Annotated in this window: 25 protein-coding genes and 4 pseudogenes; 16 read left to right on the top strand and 13 right to left on the bottom strand. The window is 67.8% G+C overall.

Translation table 11 applies throughout. The features are described 5' to 3' along the window. Window positions 1–317 precede the first annotated feature (317 nt). Together ACX28W_RS41905 and ACX28W_RS41900 are read left to right on the top strand one after the other, a co-directional pair. Complete coding sequence (locus tag ACX28W_RS41905; protein WP_459005366.1) at window positions 318–599, top strand: type II toxin-antitoxin system RelE/ParE family toxin; 282 nt, start codon at window positions 318–320, stop codon at window positions 597–599. 74 nt (window positions 600–673) lie between these two features. Then, window positions 674–1,012: an XRE family transcriptional regulator gene (locus tag ACX28W_RS41900; RefSeq protein ID WP_459005365.1), complete on the top strand. Its 339-nt coding sequence runs from the start codon at window positions 674–676 to the stop codon at window positions 1,010–1,012. A gap of 490 nt (window positions 1,013–1,502) precedes the next feature. Here the strand turns inward: ACX28W_RS41900 and ACX28W_RS41895 are convergent, their stop codons facing one another. Beyond that, entirely contained in the window at window positions 1,503–2,747 is a 1,245-nt protein-coding gene (locus tag ACX28W_RS41895) for an IS110 family RNA-guided transposase (protein ID WP_459005364.1), read from the bottom strand. Window positions 2,748–3,998: 1,251 nt separating this feature from the next. Here ACX28W_RS41895 and ACX28W_RS41890 point away from each other — a divergent pair. From ACX28W_RS41890 to ACX28W_RS41880, 3 genes and pseudogenes are all read left to right on the top strand, one after another. After that, complete coding sequence (locus tag ACX28W_RS41890) at window positions 3,999–4,388, top strand: transposase family protein (protein ID WP_459005368.1); 390 nt, start codon at window positions 3,999–4,001, stop codon at window positions 4,386–4,388. Between the two features lie 36 nt (window positions 4,389–4,424). Then, window positions 4,425–4,607 (top strand): annotated as a pseudogene (locus ACX28W_RS41885) (ISL3 family transposase); the annotation flags it as partial. Window positions 4,608–4,660: 53 nt separating this feature from the next. After that, window positions 4,661–5,068 carry a hypothetical protein gene (locus ACX28W_RS41880; protein WP_459005371.1) on the top strand — a complete coding sequence of 136 codons (408 nt, stop codon included), beginning with the start codon at window positions 4,661–4,663 and terminating at the stop codon, window positions 5,066–5,068. Window positions 5,069–5,293: 225 nt separating this feature from the next. On the opposite strand, the gene ACX28W_RS41875 is transcribed toward ACX28W_RS41880, so the two are convergent. From ACX28W_RS41875 to ACX28W_RS41860, 4 genes are all read right to left on the bottom strand, one after another. Then, window positions 5,294–6,007 (bottom strand): hypothetical protein, encoded by a 714-nt coding sequence (locus tag ACX28W_RS41875; RefSeq protein WP_459005363.1) that lies wholly within the window; start codon window positions 6,005–6,007, stop codon window positions 5,294–5,296. Window positions 6,008–6,553: 546 nt separating this feature from the next. After that, complete coding sequence (locus tag ACX28W_RS41870; protein WP_459005362.1) at window positions 6,554–6,751, bottom strand: hypothetical protein; 198 nt, start codon at window positions 6,749–6,751, stop codon at window positions 6,554–6,556. Then, window positions 6,727–7,722 (bottom strand): FAD-dependent oxidoreductase, encoded by a 996-nt coding sequence (locus ACX28W_RS41865; protein ID WP_459005361.1) that lies wholly within the window; start codon window positions 7,720–7,722, stop codon window positions 6,727–6,729. The genes ACX28W_RS41870 and ACX28W_RS41865 overlap by 25 nt, the downstream gene beginning before the upstream one ends. Before the next feature lie 40 nt (window positions 7,723–7,762). Next, on the bottom strand, window positions 7,763–7,927 hold the full coding sequence (locus tag ACX28W_RS41860; protein ID WP_459005370.1) for a hypothetical protein: 165 nt from the start codon (window positions 7,925–7,927) through the stop codon (window positions 7,763–7,765). Here ACX28W_RS41860 and ACX28W_RS41855 point away from each other — a divergent pair. The 3 genes and pseudogenes from ACX28W_RS41855 (at window position 7,851) to ACX28W_RS41845 (ending at window position 9,313) form a co-directional block, all read left to right on the top strand. Beyond that, the gene (locus ACX28W_RS41855; RefSeq protein ID WP_459005367.1) at window positions 7,851–8,105 is read left to right on the top strand and encodes a tyrosine-type recombinase/integrase; all 255 of its coding nucleotides are present in this window, start codon (window positions 7,851–7,853) and stop codon (window positions 8,103–8,105) included. The genes ACX28W_RS41860 and ACX28W_RS41855 overlap by 77 nt on opposite strands. 117 nt (window positions 8,106–8,222) lie before the next feature. Further along, window positions 8,223–8,393: pseudogene (locus ACX28W_RS41850) on the top strand (pirin family protein); the annotation flags it as partial. A 497-nt stretch (window positions 8,394–8,890) separates the two neighbouring features. Continuing rightward, window positions 8,891–9,313 (top strand): alpha/beta fold hydrolase, encoded by a 423-nt coding sequence (locus tag ACX28W_RS41845; protein WP_459005360.1) that lies wholly within the window; start codon window positions 8,891–8,893, stop codon window positions 9,311–9,313. Here ACX28W_RS41845 and ACX28W_RS41840 read toward each other — a convergent pair. The 4 genes from ACX28W_RS41840 to ACX28W_RS41825 form a co-directional block, all read right to left on the bottom strand. Further along, a complete protein-coding gene (locus ACX28W_RS41840; RefSeq protein ID WP_459005359.1) occupies window positions 9,213–9,584 on the bottom strand; it encodes an iron chaperone in 372 nt (123 codons plus the stop codon). The genes ACX28W_RS41845 and ACX28W_RS41840 overlap by 101 nt on opposite strands. Window positions 9,585–9,756: 172 nt before the next feature. Next, window positions 9,757–10,980 carry a WD40 repeat domain-containing protein gene (locus ACX28W_RS41835; RefSeq protein ID WP_459005358.1) on the bottom strand — a complete coding sequence of 408 codons (1,224 nt, stop codon included), beginning with the start codon at window positions 10,978–10,980 and terminating at the stop codon, window positions 9,757–9,759. 225 nt (window positions 10,981–11,205) lie between these two features. Beyond that, window positions 11,206–11,427, bottom strand: coding sequence for a hypothetical protein (locus tag ACX28W_RS41830; RefSeq protein WP_459005357.1), 222 nt, complete (start codon window positions 11,425–11,427; stop codon window positions 11,206–11,208). Window positions 11,428–11,512: 85 nt separating this feature from the next. After that, complete coding sequence (locus ACX28W_RS41825; RefSeq protein WP_459005356.1) at window positions 11,513–13,015, bottom strand: FG-GAP repeat protein; 1,503 nt, start codon at window positions 13,013–13,015, stop codon at window positions 11,513–11,515. Between the two features lie 334 nt (window positions 13,016–13,349). Between ACX28W_RS41825 and ACX28W_RS41820 the strand changes: the two are divergent. Then, a pseudogene (locus tag ACX28W_RS41820) lies at window positions 13,350–13,559 on the top strand (YaaC family protein); the annotation flags it as partial. A gap of 46 nt (window positions 13,560–13,605) precedes the next feature. Here the strand turns inward: ACX28W_RS41820 and ACX28W_RS41815 are convergent. Beyond that, on the bottom strand, window positions 13,606–13,851 hold the full coding sequence (locus tag ACX28W_RS41815) for a helicase associated domain-containing protein (protein ID WP_459005369.1): 246 nt from the start codon (window positions 13,849–13,851) through the stop codon (window positions 13,606–13,608). A gap of 154 nt (window positions 13,852–14,005) precedes the next feature. Here ACX28W_RS41815 and ACX28W_RS41810 point away from each other — a divergent pair, with 154 nt between their 5' ends. The 5 genes from ACX28W_RS41810 (at window position 14,006) to ACX28W_RS41790 (ending at window position 17,504) form a co-directional block, all read left to right on the top strand. Continuing rightward, complete coding sequence (locus ACX28W_RS41810; RefSeq protein ID WP_459005355.1) at window positions 14,006–15,082, top strand: tyrosine-type recombinase/integrase; 1,077 nt, start codon at window positions 14,006–14,008, stop codon at window positions 15,080–15,082. Further along, the gene (locus ACX28W_RS41805) at window positions 15,079–15,402 is read left to right on the top strand and encodes a helix-turn-helix domain-containing protein (protein ID WP_459005354.1); all 324 of its coding nucleotides are present in this window, start codon (window positions 15,079–15,081) and stop codon (window positions 15,400–15,402) included. The genes ACX28W_RS41810 and ACX28W_RS41805 overlap by 4 nt, the downstream gene beginning before the upstream one ends. A 236-nt stretch (window positions 15,403–15,638) precedes the next feature. Further along, the gene (locus tag ACX28W_RS41800) at window positions 15,639–16,100 is read left to right on the top strand and encodes a hypothetical protein (RefSeq protein ID WP_459005353.1); all 462 of its coding nucleotides are present in this window, start codon (window positions 15,639–15,641) and stop codon (window positions 16,098–16,100) included. A gap of 59 nt (window positions 16,101–16,159) precedes the next feature. Beyond that, the gene (locus tag ACX28W_RS41795) at window positions 16,160–16,672 is read left to right on the top strand and encodes a hypothetical protein (RefSeq protein ID WP_459005352.1); all 513 of its coding nucleotides are present in this window, start codon (window positions 16,160–16,162) and stop codon (window positions 16,670–16,672) included. A 295-nt stretch (window positions 16,673–16,967) separates the two neighbouring features. Beyond that, on the top strand, window positions 16,968–17,504 hold the full coding sequence (locus ACX28W_RS41790; RefSeq protein WP_459005351.1) for a hypothetical protein: 537 nt from the start codon (window positions 16,968–16,970) through the stop codon (window positions 17,502–17,504). Between the two features lie 43 nt (window positions 17,505–17,547). Here the strand turns inward: ACX28W_RS41790 and ACX28W_RS41785 are convergent. Further along, window positions 17,548–18,138: pseudogene (locus ACX28W_RS41785) on the bottom strand (transposase); the annotation flags it as partial. Between the two features lie 65 nt (window positions 18,139–18,203). Continuing rightward, window positions 18,204–19,271, bottom strand: coding sequence for a tyrosine-type recombinase/integrase (locus ACX28W_RS41780; RefSeq protein WP_459005350.1), 1,068 nt, complete (start codon window positions 19,269–19,271; stop codon window positions 18,204–18,206). Between the two features lie 642 nt (window positions 19,272–19,913). Here ACX28W_RS41780 and ACX28W_RS41775 point away from each other — a divergent pair. Together ACX28W_RS41775 and ACX28W_RS41770 are read left to right on the top strand one after the other, a co-directional pair. Continuing rightward, window positions 19,914–21,281: a hypothetical protein gene (locus ACX28W_RS41775; protein WP_459005349.1), complete on the top strand. Its 1,368-nt coding sequence runs from the start codon at window positions 19,914–19,916 to the stop codon at window positions 21,279–21,281. A gap of 229 nt (window positions 21,282–21,510) precedes the next feature. Next, a complete protein-coding gene (locus ACX28W_RS41770) occupies window positions 21,511–21,984 on the top strand; it encodes a DUF6192 family protein (RefSeq protein WP_459005348.1) in 474 nt (157 codons plus the stop codon). A 15-nt stretch (window positions 21,985–21,999) separates the two neighbouring features. Here ACX28W_RS41770 and ACX28W_RS41765 read toward each other — a convergent pair whose 3' ends face one another. Beyond that, window positions 22,000–22,164 carry a hypothetical protein gene (locus tag ACX28W_RS41765; protein ID WP_459005347.1) on the bottom strand — a complete coding sequence of 55 codons (165 nt, stop codon included), beginning with the start codon at window positions 22,162–22,164 and terminating at the stop codon, window positions 22,000–22,002. Between the last annotated feature and the right edge of the window lie 112 nt (window positions 22,165–22,276).

The raw sequence follows: 22,276 nt of genomic DNA, 5'->3' as shown, positions 1-22,276 counted from the left end.
CCACCTCGGCCTACTCCAACTCGCCTGCAGCATCATCTGCTTGAGACGACTCCGAACCTCATTCTGAAACGATCAGTAAGTCCACGGCAGCCCGTGTGTCCTCGATCGCCACGTACTCGGCAGACGGCAGCGGCGCGCAGCGCAGCCGCCCCTTGACGTCGAGTGGCAGGATGCGGTCGCCGCGGCATCGTGCAGGATCAGCGGCGGTACGTCCGCACTGCGAAAACGGTACCCCTCTCCAATTATGACGTCAGTGGTGTATGCTGCCAGTGTAATAAGCGCAGATGGGGGACGCGTGTATGGCTTGGAAGATTGTCGTGGTCGAGCCGGCTCTTTCGTGGCTTCACGGCCTGCGCCGCACTGACCGCGACACCCTGATTCAGGTCAGCCAGGCTGTCGCTGCCCTTCAGGAGGAAGGTCCCGCGCTGGGTCGGCCTCTGGTGGACACGATCAAGGGCTCGGTGCTGTCGAACCTCAAGGAGTTCCGCCCTGGCTCGGCGGGGGCGACTGAAGTGCGGTTGTTGTTCGTGTTCGACCCGGACCGCCAGGCAGTGATCCTGGTGGGCGGCGACAAGGCGGGCAACTGGTCCGGCTGGTAGCGCGTCGCGGTGCCCCAGGCAGAGCAGGCGTACGCGGAGCATCTGAAGCGAATCGATGGAGAGGACGGGGCACGATGATTGATCACCTCAAGGACCCGCAGGCCGTCTCCTGGGGAGACCTGGCCGAGGAATTCGCCTTCACCGATGCTGAAAGGGACCAGATTCAAAAGGGGGCGCAGGCGATGGTCCTGGCCTCCCGTGTGCACCGTCTTGCCGAGTTGCGGAAGCGGCAGCACACCACACAGGTCCAGGTCGCCGAAGCCATGGGTGTCACCCAGGCCCGCGTCTCACGCATCGAGAAGGGTCAACTGGAGCGCAGCGAGGTCGACACCCTCGCCGCCTACGTCAAGGCGCTCGGCGGCAAGTTGAAGATCGTCGCTGACTTCGGCGATGAGACCTATGTCCTCGGCTGACCCGTCGACGCGCTGCGACCCAGGTCGATGAGCGGTCCGGTGGACAAGCTCGCGCCTTGACGTCAGGGATGATGCTCCACCCCGGGACAAGGGGTGGAGCATCATCTCGTCGGTAAGGGACTCCGCTGTGCGAAGGTTCCATCCTCTTGGCTGAACTGGGCGGACGCGGCTGCTGCTGTGGTAAGCGTCCAACTCATCGACGCCCAGGGGCCATTGAGGGGCCACAAGGACAGGAACAGACCGACAAGCACTGCACAGGGCTGACACTGATCAGCACGTCTGACCTGCAAGAACGGCGTGAATCGGCACTGATCGGCAAGGGCCGCCAAGATCCTTAAAGGACTCATAATCCGTCGGCCGTGAGTTCGAGTCCCACCCGCCCCGCCGTGCAGGCTTCTGACGCGTAAATAGGGTCCAGGTCAGGGGTGGTTGTGGCAGGGTTGGGTGCCCGGAGTCCGTGGAGGGCTGCCGGGCGTTTGGCCATGTGCCGTCAGGCTGCGCCCTCCATCGGGTTGAGCGTGACGGTGTAGCCGAGCTGGTTGAGGGCGGTGATCGCGCGGCGGGTGGCGCGTTCGGGGTCTCGCTGGGTGAAGTAGGTGCCGCCGAGCTCGCAGTAGGGGACGTTGTCGGTGAGCATGTGCCAGATTGCGGTGATGATCGAGTGCTCGACGGCGACCAGGGCCTTGAGTGGGCCGCGGCGGGCGGTCAGCCGCTTGTAACGGGCCTGTAGGTAGGTGTTGTTGGTTCTGGCCGCACCGAATGCCGCGATCCCGAGTGCTCCCTTGAGGTAGGGGTTGCCGGGGCGGACCTTGGTGTTCTTAACGCGGCCGGCGGACTCGTGGTGGCCGGGGCAGACCCCTGCCCAGGGGGCGAGGTGCTTGGCAGAGGAGAACCGGCTCATGTCGCCGCCGGTCTCCGCGATGATCACCTCGGCGGTGGCCCGGTTGATCCCGGGGATGGTGTCGAGCAGGTCGAGGGCGGGGCGAAAGGGGGCCATCGCCTGCTCGATCCGCTGGTCAAGCTGTCCGATCACGGCGGTGAGCTGGTCGTACTGGTCCAGGTGCAGCCGGGTCAGGAAGGCGTGATGCTCGCGGAACCGGCCGGTCAGGGCCTCGGTGAGCTCGGGGATCTTGTTGCGGAGCTTGCGTTTGGCCATCGCGGCGAGGGTCTGTGGGTTGCGTTCGCCGTGGATGAGGGCTTCAAGCATGGCCCTGCCGGAGACGCCCATGATGTCGGAGGCGACCGTGGACAGTTTGATCCCGGTGTCCTCGAGCAGCTTCTCGAGGCGCTGGACGACCCGGCTGCGTTCTCGGGTGGCGGTCGTGCGGGCACGGGTCAGGTCCCTCAGCTCACGCACCGGCTGCTCGGGCACGAACGAGGCGCGGACCAGGCCGTGGGCACCGAGCTGGGCCAGCCAGGCCGCGTCCGAGACGTCGGTCTTGCGACCGGGCAGGTTTTTGACCTGCCGGGCGTTGACCAGGATCACGTTCAGGTCCCCGGTCAGCAGGTAGTAGAAAGGTTTCCAGTAGTCCGACGTCGCCTCGATCACCACCAGCGTCACGTTCGCGGCGAGCAGGTGGTCCCGCAGGGCGAGCACCGCGTTCGTCGTCGCGCCCCAGGTCGTGGTCTGGGTGGTGAACGATCCCCGCCGCTTGGTGCTCGGCGCGCGCACGCATGCCTTGGCGTCCTTCTTGCTGATGTCCAGACCCGCGCAGCGTTCGTGCAGCACGTCCATGGTCCCGCTCCCTCCCGGACGGACGGCCGATGGATACGCCGTTCCGGGAGGGCCTGGGTGAAACAGGAATACTGACGCCCGTGCTCACAGCAACACTCCACGGTTCCCGTGGTTGGCCCCCAGCACCACGCTGACCTGCGAGCTCACCGGCATCACAGAAGCATCGGTTTCGGCCGGAACGAACCTCTCCAGCCTCCCGGACCGGCACCAACCCCCGGCAGGGCAGACAGAAGCACCCCCGGCGCGCACCACGGCATCTACCACGCCCCCGGCGCGCACCGAAGGTGCGCTGGATCGCTGACCTGCGGAAACGTCTCATCGGGCGTGTGGATTTAGGACTTTGGGCCAACGGAGTGAATCCGCTGCGCGTGAGTTCAGCAGCGTTGCCGCCAGCGGTAGTTCGAACTGCTGTGCCTGCACGGATGCCTTGACTCGTAGGCGGCGGAAGACGTCGCAGGTGGCCTCTGTGAGTGGCTGGGCGCCGAATTCGGGACGCTGGCAGGACGCAGGGAATCGGAAGTGGCTGCTTCGGCGCCATCCTGCCCGACATCGCGGTGGTGGGTGGCGGAGTGGCGGCAGCCGATCACGGTGCTGCGCGACCCCTGGATCGTGGGGCAAGCGTCGGCCACGGTGCGGGAGAAACGGCCCGCACAGAAAACGGCCCGAAGGGACACTCGGGGCGCGGGGAGACGGCTACAAAGCGTGGGCGCTGCGTGCCCCGTGGAGCTGGACCGAGGGGACGGCCCTTCTGACCTCGGACGGGGATCGGCCGGGGCAGGTGCCCTGGTAGGGCAGGTCCTTGGTGGCCTGCTGTCATTCAGCCGGGTGGAGTCCGGTGTGTCCGCGCGCGGAGAGCACAGTCGCCGGGCCGCCTGGATAGTGGCCATGATCGGGTCACCTCCGCCCGCGCAGAGAGCACCTGATCACGTCGGCGACTGCGGGGGCTCTGAACGGATCACCTCTGCTCGCGCGGAGAGCACGGGCCGCGCTGCACCATGGCCCTTCGGGGCCCACGGCCAGGGAGCGCGATCCTGTCCGTGTGAAAGTGTGTTGATGGCGAACTCCCATGGTGAAGGCGTCGGTTGACAATCCGTGGACCGCTGATGGTGTCCCGCGGAAACGGTATGTCGGCTCTGGCAAGATTTTCGTAGCCGGAGATCATCTCGATACGGCGGTCGGTCCGCCCGCATAGCGGGCAGCCTTTGGTTGTGTTCTGTTGAACTGGCCGAGTTGCTACCGCAGTTGGCAGATGTGCTGGTGGTCTCGGTCGATGCTTCTGGTCCAGTTATCGCGGTTCAGGCCCGGACGCGGTCCCGTGCTCCGGCAGGGTGTGCGGGGTGCGGCACGTTGAGCGGGTGGGTGCACAGCCGCTATGTGCGGCATCTCGCCGATGTTGCGTTGGGCAGTCGGCCGGTCCGCATCGACTTGAGCGTGCGCCGTCTGTACTGCGGGAACTCGGCCTGCCCGAAGGTGACCTTCGCCGAGCAGGCGCCTGGACTGACCGTGCGCTATCAGCGGCGCACTCCGCTGCTGCAGCACTGGTCGAGGCGGTCGGCGTTGTGCTGGCCGGCCGGGGAGGGGCGAGGATGCTGCACATTCTCAACATCAGGCTGTCGCGGTGCACCGTGCTCGCGCAGCTGATGAGGGTACCCTTGCCACCCGCTGGTCACACCTCGGGTGTTGGGCGTGGATGACTTCGCGCTCTACGGCGACACCTACGGCACTCTCCTGGTCGACGCCGAAACCAGACTCCCGCCGACGCTCTGGGAAGGTAGGGACGCCGAGCAGCTCTGTCGATGGCTGCGCGGGCATCCTGGGGTTGAGATCGCCTGCCGCGACGGCTCGCTCACCTATCGGCAGGGCCTTGCCGATGGCGCCCCGGAGGCCGTCCAGGTCAGTGACCGCTTCCACCTGTGGCAGGGGGTCCCGGCGCGGTTCCGGAAGTCGCTGCCGCTCACCGCGGCTGCCTGCCCGAAGCTCTCCCCGCGCCCGAGGCGACCGATCCCGAGCTCGCGAACGGCGCGGCGGCAGAACCCGAGTGGGCGGACGCTCCGGCCAGTCGTCATGCCCGACGGCTCTTCGAGGCCGTGCATGCGCTGACCGATACCGGCCGTTCCCACAGCTCCGCGGCCCGCGAGCTCGGACTGGACCGGCGCACGGTGCGCAAGTACGCCCGGGCCCGCACTTGGCACGAGGCGGTCCGCCGCCCTCCGCGTCGTCCCTCAACTCTCGATCCGTACCACGGCTATCTGCAGCAACGTTGGGACGAGGGTGAGCACAGCGCCAAGATCCTGCACCAGCGAACTTCTCGCCAAGGGTGAAGCTCCAAAAACGCATCATGGGAGGACACGCCGGTGTCGCGCTCCTGCGCCACCGGCGTGTCCTCCTGATCGCCCACTTACGCCGCCACTATGCGGGCGGACCGACCGCCGTATCGAGATGATCTCCGGCTACGAAAATTTTGCCAGAGCCACGTTCACGTGTACGCCGACAGGCGGCCTTCCCCGACCTGCGCAAGCCGGTCCAGCCGGGGGCTCAGGCGCGGGTCACGTGCACTGGAGGGTGAATGTCACGTCGCCCGACGAAATGCCCTGCTCCGGCCCTTGCTTGGGCACCGAGAGCCTAACGGTCACCTTGGGGGGCGGATCCGCGGCCGCCGCACGCGGAGGGGCGGTCACGGTGAACACGGTGGTATTGGTGCTGGGCTGGGTGAATTCGACAGAGGGCGCGGACTGCTTGCCGTTGGGGCCGTTCCACACGTACTTGACCGTTCCGGTCCCTGTTCCGGTGAGCGTGCCTTGGAATTTCACGTCCTGTGGCTTGGCACAGTCGACCGGGCCGGTGGGGGCTATGGCCTTGGCGTCCGCGTCCGTGACGTCGAGGGCCGGAGCGGCGGGCGTCCTGGGCGGCTTCTCGCAGGCGATCCTGTTGCGCGTCTTTTTGTTGCCGGTGATCACCGTGTAGTTGCCGCGGGGGACGTTCTCCTCGTCGAACTTTCCTTGGCCGTTGATGACGCCCGTGAAGCGCTTCGGACCTTCGATCTGTACGCGTTCGCCCGCCTTGAACCCGGTGAGCACCAGGTCGAATTCCACGGGCTTCGTGCCGGGTGCCACCTCCAGTTTGCAGGAAGGGCCGGCGGGCGCGCTGAGCGCGGCGGGCGGCCGGTCCGCGGGGGCCGCCTGGGCGGCCGTCGTCGGGGGCAGGGCCACCGAGGAGACCAGGAGCGGAGCGAGGAGTGCGTAACGACGGTGCCGATTCATGCGTTTCCCTCCTAGCTGGGAGAGTATTTGTGGGATGGACGGAGCTCGCGGTCGAGCGCCCCGTGGTTCATGGGTGATGTGGCGGCGGTGGCTGCGGTGAGTGCGTGTCATCGAGGGCCGGTCCCCGTTCCGGCCGGCGGTGCGATCCGCCGCGATGATCCGCGCACCTGGGCGGACCGTCAGGGCCTCGCCGGCCCGGCTTCAGACGCCCCCGCGCGCAAGAATGTGCCGTTTCAGTCTAGCTTCGTTCATGTATCGCGGCATGCCGAGCGGCCGAACCGCGCTCACTTCCCGCAGCCGCAGCGACGTCCGATAAGCCGACCTCGCAGCGGAACGACTGCTACCGCTATCCGTTGTGCCGCCGGCGCTCGCGCCGACCGCGGACCTGAGCCTTACGCAGTGCTACACGCCACCTGGCCGCAGCTATACGAGAACAGGGCCGTCTGGACCTGGCTCGCCTCGCGGAACTGCGCAAGGTCTGGGGAGTTAGTGTTCAGTCCTTCATCTATCGCTGCCGCGAGCTGGGCCGCATCTCCGACGCCACCGCTAGCCGTGGCTACCAGCGCCTGCGCGAACAGAACACAACCAAAAGGTGGTCTCGGTGCCGGGCCCGGGCCAGCCGTCGGCGTCGTCACCGACGGCGGCGATCAGGCCGTCCTTGACGGCGACGCAGGTGGCATGCGGGCGGTCCGAGGCCAGGGTGCGGATCTGGGCTCCGGTCAGTACGAGGTCGGCTGCGGGCACGACTCGGTCTCCTCGGCGTGCGTGTTCTGGGGGTTCTCGGTGGCTGCTGTGGCTCCTGGGCGAAGGTCGCGTACACCTTGGGCCGGCGAGATCATGTTGAGGGTGGGGCGGGTGGCCGTCTTGCCGCCGTAGAAGAGGGCGAGGCCCGGCAGCATCAGGGTGAGGGCCAGGATCCAGGCGGTACTTCCCGTGTCCATACTGTGTGCTCTCCGGGGGATCGTGGGGAACGGGACCGTCAGCTTGCGTACGTCGTCGGCAGGGCGCGGCCCAGGGCGAAGCAGGGATGCGGGAGTGCCGTGCCGAGGGCCAGGTCGGCGGCCATCCGGCCGGTCAGCGGCGTGCTTGGCGCCCTGCCCAGAGCAGGGTGAGACGATGACGAAGGGGCCGACGCGGTCGAGGACGAAGTCCTCGTCGGGCGTGGTGGTGTAGAGGCAGGTGGCCTCCGCGAGCGGGGTGGGTTTGAGGCCCGGTAGCCGCTCCCGCACCCAACTCGCCACCTCTATAAGGGATATGGGGTTCACCACACCATCGCGGGCGGACGCTGTGGTGGGCGTGCCTTCGTCGTGCTGGGTGACCTTGACGGAGGGGTTCGGGCCGCCGTCGCTGCCTGATGGCAGTCCGAAGAGCTGCAGTTCCTGCTTGTGCACGAAGACCGGCCAGGCGGCCTGCGGGTCATGCTGCCGGAAGTGGAACACCTGCTGCTGGGTGACGCGTTGAGGGGGCAACGGGGCCGGAACGCCGAGGGGCGGGGCGAGTTCGGGCGGCCAGGCCCCAGCCGCCACCACGACGACGTCCGCGACCACCTCCTGACCACTGTCCGTGGCGAGGTCCACCCGTCCGTCGGGCCGCGACTCGGCGCCGGCGACACGGGTGCCGGTCAGCAGGCGCGCGCCCCGCTCGACGGCGCGACGGGTGGTGGCGGCGACGGTGGCGTCGGCGTCGACGGTGCCCGCGTCGGGGTGGCGGAGCACGGGGCCGGTGAAACGGAACTGCGGCCAGCGCTCCTCCGCCTCAGCCGCGGTCAGCAGTGGCGCAGGGGATCTCTGCCGCGTTCAGCGTGGTGTGCAGCGTGTGCGGGTCCCGAAAGGGCACCTCGCCCATCAGCCGCTGCCACTCGTCAAGATCGTGGATGGCCCACATGTCGTGCTCGGCCGGGTCGAGGAAAAGGATGGTCATCTACGGGTTTCGCCACTTCTTTGCGTCGAACTGTCTATCTAACGGAATTCCCATCACCGATGTGGCCGAGTGGATGGGGCACAACAGCGTCGATGTCACGTTCAAGACCTACCGTCACCTCATGCCCGGCTCGATCGGCAAGGCCGCCAAGCTGCTGCACATGGGTCTGATGGCATGAGAAGTAGAGGCGGGCTGCGGCGTGATGGTTCCTGACGAGTCCTCTGGCTCCGATGCTGACCTTTTGCTGACCCCCGAGAGCTGTCCGGCCCCCTGACCTGCGGAAACAATCCATCTACTGGAGATGTGGCGGAACTTCATCGGGCGGTCCAACGAGGACATCGCACAGGCCCGTTCGGACTGGCTGACGGGCTCTCGATTCGGTGAGGTGGTGGGGTACGACGGGGCTCCACTGCGCGCTCCTGAACTCCCGCCTGTACCACTGAAACCGCGCGGAAGGGTGCGCTGACCTGGGGTTCCAGCTCTAGTGCAGGCCTCTCGCGGGACGCGGCCGTCCTCGCTCGACACGCCGTTTTCCCGAGGGGGTGATCGCTCCTGTGAAGTCCATCGACGGACAACGTTGCGTTCTCATGTCTGGCCATCTGCAGGCGGGTTTAGTCAGCCTAATGCTGACCCAATGCCGACGTTCCTGACGGGGCGTCAGTGCCATTGCTGTGGTGTCACAGCTGTTGGAGCGTCCGCCCCGGAGCTGTCGCTCGCGTGTAGGCCAGGCCGATGCTGACTTCGGCGACTTGTGCTGGGGCAAGGCGCCCCCAAGTGCCTGGGCGACGAAGGGGAGGAGAAGTCCGTGGCGAGGGGGCTTTTGTGGGAATCCCCCAATGCGCCGGTGTGCTGCTGCTGCTGCCGTACTCACCCCTTGGGCGGGACCGCCGCGAGTAGCGACCCGAGCCTGGGTAGGCTTGGCTTCACCACCAGAAGCCGCTGGCCGCTCATCGCCGACTCCTGGTGGTCGATCGCCGCGGGCACGGCCCGAGCGGGGACGCGCCCGGCGACTTCTCCAGTGACTTCGAGGTGGATACCGAGGACGTACTCGGCCTCCTGGAGGAGGCCGGCGGTGCCCACGTGGTGGGAGACTCCTGCGGCGGCGTGGTCGCGCTACTCGCCGCCGGGCGGCGTCCCGACCTGGTGGCCTCACTCGTCGTGATCGAACACGGTGGACTGAAAGTGGCCGAGGACGCACCGCTCGTCGCCGAGGCCGTCGGCGCAACCGTGATGGCCGACCTCACAGCGGCCGCCCGTCAGAAGTCTCGCTTCGCCTCCACGGCCGTCACATCCACAGCACGCCGTCGTCCTCGTGCTCGCGCATGCGGAACGCAATCATCTGGCGCAGCAGGTCGCCCGGCACGGGATGGCCGTACGGGAGCTTGACCGAGCCCTTGCCAGTGGCGAAGTCGGCGAGGTCGGCGTCGAACGCCTCGCGGGTGCTGGGGGTGAACACGACGTTCGCGTGCTTCGCGTGGCCGCTGACCATGAACAGGATCGTCCCGGACGGGTGAACCCACGCGGGATGGCCCCACTTGATCGCCTCGCTCGCCGCGGGTACCGCCTCGAGCGCCAGCGCCCGTACCTGCTCAAGCACCTCGCGGCCCTGCCCCGCGAAGCCCTCGATGTACTCATCGATCGTCTGCGGCTTTCCCATGGAGCCAGTGTGGCACTGCCCACCCTTCATGGTCGGCAACGGAATGCCCCGCTGCCAGCTCCCTGAGCGTAAGCGTGGCCAACTTGAGTACACAGTGGCCAAGTGGCCTGCTCGGTCACACTGGTCAGCGCATCCGGAAGCGTGTCAGCTTGACGAGTGATTCGAACATTGTCTAGGTGCCGCCGCCCGCTCGGAGCACGACGATGCTGCCGCTGTCGCCCCCGCACGCGAGGAGGTCCCCGGCGTCCGAGAACACCACGCGGTACGTGCGCCCCGTTCCCGTGAAGGGCGGCTGGACGGGGGCCTTGGCGCCGGTGGCTGCGTCGCGCAGGCAGGCCATGCCGCGGTCGCCGATCGCGAGCTGGGAGCCGTCGGGGGAGAAGTCCCATCCGTAGCACGTCCCCCACCGGTCCGTTCGATATGGATCCGGTACGGTCCATTCGAGCTTCCCCGTGTCCAGTGCCATCGAGCAGGGGCCCTCGGCGTAGCCGCCGTTCGCGATCAGGTACCGCTCGGTCGGGTCGAAGCCGAGCGAGTCCACACCGCAGCCGGCCGCACTGCGGTCGAACGGGAACGGGAAGCGGTGGCGGTGCACCTGTCGGCCGGAGTCGACGTCCCAGACCTCAATGTCGTGCATATCGAAAGCGAGGACCAGCAGGCGCCCGGACGGTGACAGGGCGCCGGCTCGGCATGTGGGGCGCCGTGCGACGTCGAGGTCCAGCAGGGATTCCCCGGCGTCGTCGAGCACGCGGACCCGGTTCCCGGTGTCGAAGACCAGTAGCCGGCGCCGGGCCCGGTCCCATGAGGGCTGCACGCAGAACGGATTGAAGTTCGCGGTCTGATACTGCTCGTAGGAGGCGAGGGTGCGCGACGTCCCGGTGTCGAGGTCCAGGTGCCGGGTCTGCCCATTGAGCGCATAAACCACACCCCGTCCGTCGGCGTCGAAGCGGACGGTGTGGAGAAACGTCTGCTTCGCGCCAGGCGGTTCCGTGTGCACCAACTGCCGGATCCCTGTCCTGACGTCGATCAGGTGGATCTCGGCGCCGTAGGCCTCCTTGAGCGTCGTGCCGACCACGACGGTGTGACCCTCGGGGTGCAGGTCGAGGGCCTGGGACGAGCAGCGGTTTGGCGCGGCGCAGACCAAGACCGGTTCGCCGAAGGCCACCTCGGCCGGGTCGCGGAGCAGCACGAACCCGTCGTGCATCCGCTTCCTTCCCTCCTTTGCCAAGGCGTACCGGGCCTCCTCCGGTGAGCCGTGGTCCTTGCTGCTCTGCCGTGGCGTGCCGGCCGTCCCGGTCCTGCTCTCCCGCCGCAGCCACCCGCCGTCCACCCACAGCCGTACATTTTTGGGCTTCGGGAAGCCCGGGTGCACCAGGGTGATCTCGTCCGTGTCCATGGCGGGGGACGATAGTGCACCCCACCGACAGTCCCGGCCGGGGCGGCGCGCGCTCTCCAGCGTCTCAGTCGGCGAACTTCACCACCAGAAGTCATGGGCTCTGGCCCACCGCAGAGCTTGGCCGCCGAGGACTGATCGAGGATCGGGCGAGTCCTTGACGAGCAGGGCCTCCCACCAATGACCATCTGCGAGAGTTCTGCGAGAGCCCCGCCCCGGCACCAGAGGTCACGCTGCGGCAGCCGCCTGGGCTGTCACCAGGGCGGCGAGCGGGGAGCGCTGGCCTTTGCCGACGTTGCGCAGCTGCTCCCAGTCGACCTCGGGGTGGGCGGCTACCACCGCGTCGACCGACGCCGTGGTGAACATCGGCACGTCGACCGCCCCGGCCCGCGACGTACCGAACCGTACCTCCCGCCAGCCTGTGGGCTTGATCCAGCCCAGGGTCCGCATGTGGTCGAACTCGACTTGACCGACCTGGGGCGGCGGTCACATGGCTGCTGACCTGCGGATCAGCATCAGTCGCCCGCGGACTTCCTCAACGGCCATGAGGGGCGAGCGTCTCCCCGAAACGGGCGTCGGCGGTGGGGGCACGGAGCGTGCCGCCGTTGAAGGACCATGAGCGGTTGGTGGAGAGGCCGCCGCTGGTGCCGGGGAAGACCCAGACGCGGCCGTCGTTGGTGTCCTCGCCGGGGGCGGAGGCGATCAGGCTGGCCATGAGGTTGCGGTCGGCGTCGATGAGCCGCAGCGCGCCGCCGAACTGGTCGGCCTTCTCGGGGGTGCCGGGGACGGTCCTGGGGCTCTGGCTGAGGGTGCGGATGCCGTTGGTGGTCAGGCCAGTGGCGGAGCCGCGCATCACCCAGACGGTGCCCGCGTCGAGGGCGGTGCCCATGTCGTTGCCCGGGGCGCCGATCGCGACGTCGCCGTAGCCGTCACCGTTGATGTCACCGACGCTGACGGCACCGCCGAAGCGGTCGCCGACCCGGTTGACGCCCGGGACGCCGGGGGAGTTCTGGGTCCAGAACTGGCGGTTGGATCCGCCGGTCGGGCTGCCCGGGCCGCCGGGTCCGCCGAAGTGGACGTAGATGACACCGGCGCCGGAAGGGTTGCCCGCGGAGTCGCGCTCGGTGGGGGAGCCCACGACGAGGTCGGTGTAGCCGTCCTTGTTGACGTCGCCCGAGGCACCGACCGGGCCGCCGCCAGATATCTCATAGCGGTCCGCCCACCCACCGCGCCCACCGGACACGTAGACGGCCCTGCCGGACAGGCCCGCCTTGCCGTAGCTCCCGGTCCCGAGTATGACCAGGTCGTCCGCGCGGTCCTTGTTGTAGTCGCCCATGGTGAGCGAGGCGGGACGGAAGTCCGCGGGCACGTACAAGGACAGTGCGCTGTAGTCCGAGCTCATGACCCGGCCGTAGGACATGACTTCGAAGCTGAAGGCCCACAAGGTGCTCGTGGAGATGATGGCGACCGCCGAGTCGTCGACCTTGAACCAACCGGCGGCCAGTCCCATCCCGAAGCGGTTGCCCGCCACCGGGGTGATCTCCCGCAGCCATCGGCTGTCGGTGGCGTGCAGCCCGGTCGCGGAGCCGAACAGCACTGTGGCCGAGCCCGCGTCGACGGCGGAGCCGATGTCCTTGTCGGGTGCGCCGACGACGAGGTCGTCGTAGCCGTCGCGGTCCACGTCGGCCGTGGCGGTGGACTGCCCGAACCGGTCGCCGGTCTGGGCGAGACCTTCTACGCCGGGGGTGCTCATGCTGAAAGTCGCCCGCCGGGAGGTGGAGATGCCTGTCGCCGAGCCGTACAGAACGGCGACGTAGCCGGCGCCCTTCTTGCCGCTGACGGTGCCGCCAGGGGCGGAGACGACGAGATCGCGGTAGCCGTCGTTCTTGAAGTCGTCGTGGGTTATGGGCGCGGGGGCGGCGGTGGCCGGAGAGGTCGTCGTGGTGATCGTGGCGCAGATTGTCAGCAGTACGGTCGCGGCGGCCGTGGCGGTCGTCCGGCTCGTCCTGCGTCTGGTGGTGGGTCGCTTGCTGCGCACGGTGTGGCTCCCGGGATCGCGGCATGGCCGGGCGCGGAGTGGCGAGGGTCGGCGGGGGGCCCGTCCCCCGCCGTCGCCTGTTGGACCCGGGAGCAGGCCGAAGGGTTGTGCCAGACAGGGGAGTCGCGGTCGGCCGCTCGGGGACCGGTGTGGTCAGGCCTGCCTCCGGGACCCGGGAGTCGGCGCGGTTGCGAACGCGGGCCACCCCGGTCAGCAGCCGGCCGCCGTCAGCGGACGTCCACCAACACACGGTTGGTGTAGAACCACGTGTCCCGGCACCCGGCTGGTCGGGGACGTCGCGTACCTGCCGACCGGGGCTGAGGCTTCGCAAGCGATGTCGCCGGGATCGGCGACCGAAGGCCAGCGGCTGGAGTACCTACGGGGCATGACATGCGGCTACGCCGGGGGCCGGTACTTCCTGCCCGTACTCACCCCGATGAAGCGGGAGCTGCACCCGCTGATGGCCTGGTGGGCCGTCCTGTACGCCGTGTCCATGCTCGCCCGCTACGAGCCCGCGGCCTGGGTCAAGCTCATCAGCGTCGACGACAGCCGGCGCGCGGTCCCGATCGAACGGCTCCTGGAACGTGCCATCAACCACCTCCCCGTCCCACCGCACCCGGTGGTGGAGGCCCTCTGCAGCGCGGCGACGTCCAGCGCATGCCGATTGAGGACAGCTGCTCCATGCGCTCCGGTGAGAGCGTCAGGGCCCGGCTGCGTCGGTTGCCGATCCAGGCGCCGAGTTTGATGTCCCGCTGCTCCTGGTCCTCGCCGACGCCGTCCATGACGATCGTCTCTACGTGCTTGGGTGAGCAATAGTCCCCGAGTTCCGCGTTCATCCGCAGCTCCCTGGCATGACTGAGAGTGCCTGGACCTGGGCCTGTTACCTCGTCCGGGTGATGGCAGGCCGTTCTGACCCAACCTCGTCTGTAGTGCGCAACCCTCATCCCTGTCGGGATTCCTTCAGTCTGGGTGAAGTCGTGGAGGCGTGGGTTGGCTCTGGCCGTAGTACGCGATCTGCGCGAGTATCGAGCGCCGGTGAGCGAGGAGGAACTCGCCGAGTTCGAGACCGACGTCCTGGCGGGGTTCGTGCTCGCACGAGCCTCGGCCGGTCTGGTCGACAGCACGATCCGCAACGACACCAACCACCTGGAACTGATCCGGGACTGGTTCGGCCGTCCGCTGTGGGAGATGGAACCGGCCGACGCCGACGTCTATTTCGGCAAGGTGCTCCGCGACGCCAAACCGTCGACCCGGACCGGCCGGGCGGGTGCGCTGGCGGTGTTCTTCCAGTTTCTTGAGCTGCGGCACAAGGTCGAGCTGCACAACCTCACCGGCCGCGTGGTCGAGTGCCCGCTGGATGAGATGAACCGGCCGCGGGCCTCGGTGGAGCCGCAGCTGCGGATCCCGCCCAGCGAAGCGGAGATCGAGGCGCTGTTCGCCGGATGGCGCGAGGAATTGGTGACCTGCCGCAAGTTCGGCCCGGCCGCTCGCAATTACGCGGTCGCCCGGCTGGCTGCCGACGTGGGGCTGCGGATCAATGAGGCACGGATGCTCGACCTGGAAGACGTCCGGTGGGAGCTGGGCCGGTTCGGCAAGCTCAACGTCCGGCACGGCAAGGGCTCCCGGAGGCGTGGGCCGAAGCCGCGGTTGGTGCCGCTGATCAATGGCGCCGACTGCAACCTGCGGTGGTTCATCGAGGACGTGTGGGGCCACTTCGATGCCGACCACACCCGGCCGGGTGCCCCGCTGTTCCCCTCCGAGCGCAAGAACCGGGACGGCTCCTGCGCGCGTGCGACCGCCGACGTCTTTCGCCGGTCGCTGGCCGACGCTGCGGCTCAGCATCTGCCGACCTGGGCGGGGAAGCTCACCCCGCACGTGCTGCGGCATTTTTGTGCCTCTCAGCTTTATCTCGCCGGCATGACCTTGTTCGCTATCCAGGAGCTACTCGGGCATACCTGGACCGGCACCACGGCCCGATACATCCACCTTCACGGCACCCACGTCGAGGACGCCTGGGTCGCCGGGCAGCAGCGCGCCACCGACCGATGGAAAGGACTGGCCCAGTGAAGTGGAACCTTCGCCTGGCGGCCGCCAACCGCGGCATCTGGAAGGCCAGCGAGCTCCAGCGGATGCTCGCCGAACGCGGCGTGGTGATCAGCGCGGGGAAGATGTCGGGCCTGTGGTCCGGCCAGCCGAACACTGTCAAGCTCGACGAGCTGGACGTCATCTGCGCCGTGCTCGGCTGCGGCGTCGAGGAACTGCTCCTGCCCGAGCCGGAGAAGGTGCCGGAGCCAACGCCGGCGACCGACTCACAGGCCACCGTGATGGGCCAGCCCCGAGCCGTCACCCCGCGTCCCCGCACCGGCAGGTCCCTGCCTCCTCGATGAACTGCATGCACTGCGGCAAGCCGCTGCCCGAAGGATCTCGGCGAGACCGGGCCTACTGCGACCACAAATGCCGTGCCCTGGCTTCTTACCACCGACGCAAAGCAGGCATCCCACCCCCGCCACGCTGGCAGCACCCCGCCCTGACGTCGAACAACCCCGCGCTCCGGTCGGCCGCGGCCCACGCCAAGCAGCTCGGCGAGACCAACGGATGGTCACCATCACTCCTCCGGTGCGCGATGGACGGCCTGACGGCGGTGCTGGAGGACCGAGCGCCCGGCAAGCCCGTGAAGCTCACCGAAGTCGGTACGCGAATACCGCGACACGCTTCCAGCCATCGGGTCGCCGAGGTCCTCACCGACCTGGAACTCCTGGAAGACGACAGCGCCTTGGCGATCCGTTCCTGGATCGACAACCGCACCGCCGAACTCCCCGCCGGATTCGCCAGCGATGTCCGCGCCTGGCTGCTGGTCCTGCTCGACGGTGACAGCCGTGCCAAGCCCCGGTCCCACACGTGCCTCTACGTTTACTTCGGCTGCGTCCGCCCCCTGCTGGAGAACTGGGCGACGACCCGTGGGCACCTGCGCGAGATCACCGTCGGCGATGTCACGGCCGCGCTGTCCCCTTACGCGGATGGCAGCGGCGCAACACCATCGCCGCACTGCGCTCACTGTTTCGCTTCGCCAAGAAGCGCGGCCTGATCTTCGCCAACCCCACCACCCGCCTCAAGACCGAAGATATCCAGCGCAACCTGCTGCCGATGACCGACGCCGAGGTCCTCGCCGTCCAGCAGGTCGCCGTCACACCAGCGCAACGGCTGATCGTCGCCCTGGCCGCCGTCCACGCCGCCCGTGCTACGGCCATCCGACGCCTCACCTTGGACGACCTCGACCTGCCCAACCGTCGGATCACCATCGCCGGACACGCCCAACGGCTCGGCGAACTGCCTCACCAGACCCTGCTGGTCTGGCTCGCCCAGCGTCGCATCACCTGGCCGAAGACTCCCAACCGGCACGTATTGATCAACGCGAAGACCGTCCTGGGAACCGGGCCTGTCAGTGCCGAATACCTCAAGCGGCACCTGCTGCACCAAGGCGTCTACCTCGAACGCATCCGCGGCGACCGGGTACTGCACGAGGCGCTGACCGTCGGCGCTGATCCGCTTCACCTCGCCACGGTCTTCAACCTGTCCCACACCGCCGCGAGCCGCTATGCGGCCATCGCCCAGAACCTGCTCGACGACCAGATCGAGCAGACCGCCGAGAGCGAATGAGGGAGGGCAGCCGGAGTACGCCAGAAACAGGCAGCAGGGCCTCGGCAACAGCGGGACGTGGAGCCGATACGCCCCTGGAGATCACGGAAAGTCACTCCCACGGCCAGCAGCACGGGCAACACGCGACAGTTGAATACGCGTCCACACCACCAGTACCACGGCCGTTTCTGGGCGGCGAGTGAGCGGGTTCTGTTACATCTCCGCCGAGTTCCTGCGATGCGGAACACCTACGCTCTTCGTACCGAAGCAGGGTTAGCCGCCTGCGGTACGAAACCGGAACCAAGGAACTCCTCTCATGACGGCAGCCCGCCAATCCCTTGTCTACTCCTCCGTCATCGCCGCCGCGTGCGGCTCCGCGCTGTTGCTGCCCGTCACCGCTGCGTTCGCCAACAGCCCCCCGTCCCCGACCAGCGCCCTGGCGCAGAAGCCCGCCGAGCGCTTGAAGGTCACGGACGAGAAGGCAGGCAAGTACGAGATCACCTACACCCTCAGCTCCGGCGACAAGATCAGGCTCGCCCGAGACACCATGATCGGCCCCCGCGCCGAGATCACCGGCGACGGCGGCAAAGCACACCTCAACTCCGACCGCGGCTGGGAGCACCTCTCGCGGACCGGCGTGAAGTTCACCCTGGTCCGTCCCGGCGGCAGCAGCATCCCGCCCGTGGTGATCGCACAGAAAGGCGAGGACAAGATCACCCTGGACTACCCGGGCGGGATCCAGGACCCCGAGCAGGACAACCCCCAGATCACCACCATGCTGCTGGCCGGCGGCGGAGCCGCGGCCGCCGCCGGCCTCGCCTTCACCGCCCTGCGCCGCCGCACCCACGCCTGATGCTCGACCATAAGGGTTGCGGGGGGTGCCCCTATGGGTTTCGTCAACCCGTTGGGGCGGGGTGGGGTTCGTAGAAGGTGCCGTCGCGGAGCATCGCGAACAGCACGTCGGCTCGGCGTCTGGCGAGGCAGAGGAGAGCCTGGGGGTGATGCTTTCCCTGGGCGATCTTCCTGTCGTAGTAGGCGCGGGAGACGGGGTCGGCCAGAGCCGCAAATGCGGACAGGAAGAAGGCCCGTTTGAGCTGTTTCTTTCCGCGGCGGGAGGGCTGTTCGCCACGGATCGAGGAGCCCGAGCTCCTCGTTGCCGGGGCCAGTCCGGCGTAGGCGGCGAGGTGAGCGGCGGACGGGAAGCTGGATCCGTCGCCGACGTCGATGAGGATGCGTGCTCCGGTCCTGACTCCGATCCCCGGCATGGACGTCAGGACCTTTGAAAGAGGGTGTGCCTCCAGTAGTTCCTCGATTCTTGCGGCGAGGAGTTTCCGCTGGTCAAGGACCGCCTGGAGCGAGCCGGCGAGGCTCGGGACGATCAGCGCGGCCGCGTCCGTGCCGGGAACGACCACGGTCTGTTCGTCCAGCGCGGTGAAGATGTCATCGACCAGACGCTCGGCCATCCGTGGGGCCTTCGGCCGTATCACGGGTGTGACCGAGATACGCGTCAAAGGGGCAACGGGATGATCTTGAAGCCCTGATGTGCTCGGACTCACCCGCGGCGGCGGGCGGCGGGGTCGCGTTCGGCGACGTGTCGGGCGACCGCGTCGACGCCGGGGCGTGCGTACCGTTCCAGGGAGCGGACGGAGGCGTGGCGGGAGCGGGCCAGCAGCATCGGGGTGGAGGTGCCGCCCTCGGCGTCGTGCGTCAGGGCGCTGTGGCGAAGCCGGTGCAGGGTCCAGCCGTCCAGGTCCTCGATGTCGTCGGGCGAGGCGAGCGGGTTGGCCAGCAGCCGGGTGTTCTCCTCGAAGATCTCCTCAGCCCGGCGGTAGGACAGCCTCGCGCGGCCGGTCTCCGGGCATACGTCCAGCGTCGGCGTTCCGGCCGGAGCCTTGCGGCCGGTGAGGAACAGCGGGCCGCGGGTGCGGCGGGCGATCAGGCGGGGCAGCAGCTGGGCGGTGCCGGACTGCCAGTGGATCCACTCGGTGGCACCGCCCTTGGCGGTGATCCTGCCGCGCTTGTCCGCCGGGTACAGGTCCTCCACGTTCAGGCACAGCACCTCATCGGCCCGCGCGGCGGACTCGTAGAGCACCTTCCAGAACGTCTTCTCCCGCAGTGAGACGTCGAGGCGCCACAGGGCGGCGATCTGGTTCTCGGCCAGGGACTTGGTGCGGTCCGGCGGCGCAGGCCGCCGCTCGATGCCGATCGTCGGATCGCATTCAATCCACCCCTGGCGCTGCCACCAGCCGATCGCCTTGCGCGCGATGGACAGCTCCCGGTTGACGGTGTCGGCGTCCATCTCGTCCGCGCGGGCCGCCGCGAGCTCGGCCAGCACCTCCGGCAGCGCGGGATCGTCGATGACCGAGATCGGGACGGCGGGCGGCTTCGCGCCGCGGCGGGCCGGGCCGGTCGGCGCGGGGTCGCCGGCGAACATCCACCCCCACGTCGTCAGCGAGATCCGGTAGATCCGGGCGGAGGACTTCGCGATGCCCGCGCCGGTGAGGTACCGCTCGACCGCCGCGGTGTACGACGCGGGAGGGGCGGACAAGGGCACCACCCTGGCGCGCGGCACACGCAGCGCGCCCCTGCTCCCGAGTTCGGCCACTGGTTCGATCGCCATACCCGCCCCACCCTCACGGCTCTGCCGCAGCAAATGCGTACACCTCACCCCGGCGGCCGGAAGCCCCGCCGCAGGTCGAGATGATCACGGTAGAGGCACCGCCGCAGTAAATCCGGCATTTACTGGGGCAATACCCTGACGGAGCGTCAGAGCCCGGAAGTCCGATAGGCCGACCTCGAAGCGGAATCACTGCTACCGCTATCCACTGCTTGACTCGCCCTCACCCCGAGCCAGCGACCGACCGTCACATTGGCTACAGAGAGCTACATGTCGCTTGGTTCGCCGTTCGTTAACGGCACGTCCGCCGTGGGTTCAGCGAAAATGAGGGGTCTTTATCGGGAACCCGCGGCTCCCCCTGCAGCCGTGCTTGAGAGTGCCGTGGGTTCCGTCGACAGTGGCGATCCGCTCACGGGTGGAGCTCAGAAGCTGTGTCTGAGGCCTCCATGACAACGTGAAAGCGTCTCGGTACAGGTCAGGGGAGTTGGCTTCCAGCTTGAGCTTGTTGAAGACAAGTCTCAGCGACCAGCACGCGTCAGAGCCGGCGGTCGTGTACGCCACGAGCTCAGACTCCATCCGTGCGCGGCATAGCGGGCGGCACACGGAGCCATTGTCTCGCCGTCGCGATGGTGGGAGCCTTCGAGTGTGGTCGCTGCCGACATCTATGAACTTGTAGAGGAACATTTCGGAGAACCCGCCAGCCCTGACCTGGTACTGCAGGTGCGGGAGGGCCCCGGGAAGACTGCTCTGGACTTCGGTGCGCGATACCTGGAGTGGGTGACCACGCAGAAGCCGCGCATCGCGCAGAAGCCAGAGCGGCAGCTGCGGCCGTATATCGCAGGTGCATACTGCGGACCGAAAGGCGTGTCCCTGTACGCTCCCGCGTTCAGCAACGACGAGAACCAACTGTGGGCGCTGTACGACGGCCTAGTGCACCACCTTCTGTATTGCCACAGCGTTGCCATCGAGAACCCCCTGATGCACTTGATCACCTCGCGCAGGCAATATGGCTTCCTGTCCTTGCAACAGGGCATGTTCGGCTTCCACATCAACCCGAAGCCCATCTTCTCCCGCTACATCGCCCTGCTGGTCGCGCTCCGCGGCCTAGTCGACTGCGGTGCCGTCATGCTGGTGGAGACCGGGCAGTTGCAGACGTCGGGCTTCGCACCACACGTCACCGTGTACCGCGAGGCCGACCCGCCCGGCGTAGGGACACACCGGCGTCGAGATGATCCCTACGTGCTCTCAGACGCCCAGTTCGCGCAGATCCAGGAGCGCGTCGGCGCGCAACTAGCCGAGCGCGCGGAGGCTGATTTGCTCTTTGAGCACCCCAAAGCTGACATCACTGATGACATGCGGCAGCGGCAGCAGCAGCGGTTGCTCACGAATACTCTCGGCGAGATCGTGAGAGGCGTGCGCGTCTCCGACCGCGTTGGAGACCTGGACGTCTACCTGCGCAACGACTGGCAGCAGAACGCGCTCGCGCACGCGCTGACCGTTGCCCCCGAGTGGCTGGCCGGCCCCTCGCCATCGTCACGCGTGCAGCGGCAAATGAGGCTGTTGGACCGGCTGCTCCGAATCGACTTGCCTGACCTATCGAATCTCGCTCCTGGCGACATCCGCGCGATCCGGGGCAGCGACGAGACCTTCAACCGCTGGCGGCATGCGCTCAGCAACGGTCTCAGCTCAGTGGAGACACCGCTGGACGTGCCGCTGACAGTGGAACAAGTCGACACGATCCGTGGCGAGATCTACGAGAACATCGTAGAGGCCGGACTTGCCATCAACACCTCGATCAACAAAAGCGATGTCATGAAGGCGGGTAAGGCTGGCCTTCTGACGCTGATCGTGGGGTCCCTGATATCTCTGATACCCGGGGCTCAGCCGGCAGCGATGCGGGCCGGGCTGACCGGTGCCAGCAAGCTTGGCGAGGCCGCCTTCAGCAAGATGCGACAGAAACCTCTCGCAGAGTCGATTGACCGTCATACCGTTCTGTTCGCCGCGTCCGAATAGGCACAGTCGCCCTTACGCTGTTCGGCGATAAGCGGGTGCTGGACGGCCGTTGTTGGCGTGCGTACGGTGCCTGTATGGGCAAAGGCCGGGGTGTCCGGCTGCGGCTGGTCGTCACCGCGGATACGGAAGATGGGCTGTGCCGTGGATGCGGAGACGCGTTGATGCCGAAGGCGAAAGCGACGGCAGCGCCCAGTGGTGTCTTGGTGACGCGGCCATGGAGATCGAGCCGATGCGTTCATACGGGGGTGCGAATCCGTCCGGGAAGGACGACCTGTTCACCGTCAGCGAGGCCATCCGGATGTTCGCCGAAGACGTCGGCCTGGCTTATACGACGGTCCGGGGCTATCGGTGGGTGTCCTCGCGCTGGCTGGCGGAGCGTCGGCGGGCGGACGTCTCGCACACCATCCACAAGGTGCTGGCCAGCATCCCCGATGAGCAGGAGCGGTTCGAGGCAGTCAACAACCCCCCGCCCAACCCGCGCGGTGGTCCGCCGAGGTGGACGCACGACAGCGCGAAACGGGTGGTGGGCTGGAAGGTCGACTCCCCGGAGAGCGTCCAGGAGAAGGTGGAGGCGATCCGCGACCTGGCCGCCGACGACGCGGTCGCGGCGGTGGTGACCACCGACTTCCTGCGCCGACCTGCGATCGCCTCGAAGGCCATGGCCGACGACACGGCCCGGCACGCTGTTAATCGGCTTACCTGACTGAACGCGAGAGCGTCACACTGTATTTGTGGCCCAGATGGGGGTGCCGTCCGGTCGGTAGATGACGACGTTGCCGTCGCCTTGGACGATCAGGTGGCTGCCGGGGTTGTCGAAGGTCTGTGATGCCCAGATCGGCTGGGCGCCGGCGTCGTAGATGACGAGATTGCCGTCGCCCTGCATGATGCAGACCCCGACGGACTGACCGACCGTCTGTGTGAGGGGCCCTGCGCTTCTCGGACAGCGGTGTTGAGGGTTCTGCCTATGCCGCTGTCTGCAACTCCTCGTACTCGGC

This window comes from Streptomyces sp. SD15 (genome assembly GCF_054462255.1).
This window is presented reverse-complemented; position numbering and strand designations above follow the sequence as displayed.

What these genes read in the sequence shown, in the direction of transcription:
- ACX28W_RS41900 (WP_459005365.1), top strand. Translation starts at nt 674, where the DNA reads ATGATTGATCACCTCAAGGACCCGCAGGCCGTCTCCTGGGGAGACCTG.
- ACX28W_RS41895 (WP_459005364.1), bottom strand. Translation starts at nt 2,747, where the DNA reads ATGGACGTGCTGCACGAACGCTGCGCGGGTCTGGACATCAGCAAGAAG.
- ACX28W_RS41875 (WP_459005363.1), bottom strand. Translation starts at nt 6,007, where the DNA reads ATGAATCGGCACCGTCGTTACGCACTCCTCGCTCCGCTCCTGGTCTCC.
- ACX28W_RS41860 (WP_459005370.1), bottom strand. Translation starts at nt 7,927, where the DNA reads ATGACCATCCTTTTCCTCGACCCGGCCGAGCACGACATGTGGGCCATC.
- ACX28W_RS41840 (WP_459005359.1), bottom strand. Translation starts at nt 9,584, where the DNA reads ATGGGAAAGCCGCAGACGATCGATGAGTACATCGAGGGCTTCGCGGGG.
- ACX28W_RS41835 (WP_459005358.1), bottom strand. Translation starts at nt 10,980, where the DNA reads ATGGACACGGACGAGATCACCCTGGTGCACCCGGGCTTCCCGAAGCCC.
- ACX28W_RS41830 (WP_459005357.1), bottom strand. Translation starts at nt 11,427, where the DNA reads ATGCGGACCCTGGGCTGGATCAAGCCCACAGGCTGGCGGGAGGTACGG.
- ACX28W_RS41815 (WP_459005369.1), bottom strand. Translation starts at nt 13,851, where the DNA reads ATGAACGCGGAACTCGGGGACTATTGCTCACCCAAGCACGTAGAGACG.
- ACX28W_RS41800 (WP_459005353.1), top strand. Translation starts at nt 15,639, where the DNA reads ATGGACGGCCTGACGGCGGTGCTGGAGGACCGAGCGCCCGGCAAGCCC.
- ACX28W_RS41795 (WP_459005352.1), top strand. Translation starts at nt 16,160, where the DNA reads ATGACCGACGCCGAGGTCCTCGCCGTCCAGCAGGTCGCCGTCACACCA.
- ACX28W_RS41790 (WP_459005351.1), top strand. Translation starts at nt 16,968, where the DNA reads ATGACGGCAGCCCGCCAATCCCTTGTCTACTCCTCCGTCATCGCCGCC.
- ACX28W_RS41780 (WP_459005350.1), bottom strand. Translation starts at nt 19,271, where the DNA reads ATGGCGATCGAACCAGTGGCCGAACTCGGGAGCAGGGGCGCGCTGCGT.
- ACX28W_RS41770 (WP_459005348.1), top strand. Translation starts at nt 21,511, where the DNA reads ATGCGTTCATACGGGGGTGCGAATCCGTCCGGGAAGGACGACCTGTTC.
- ACX28W_RS41765 (WP_459005347.1), bottom strand. Translation starts at nt 22,164, where the DNA reads ATGCAGGGCGACGGCAATCTCGTCATCTACGACGCCGGCGCCCAGCCG.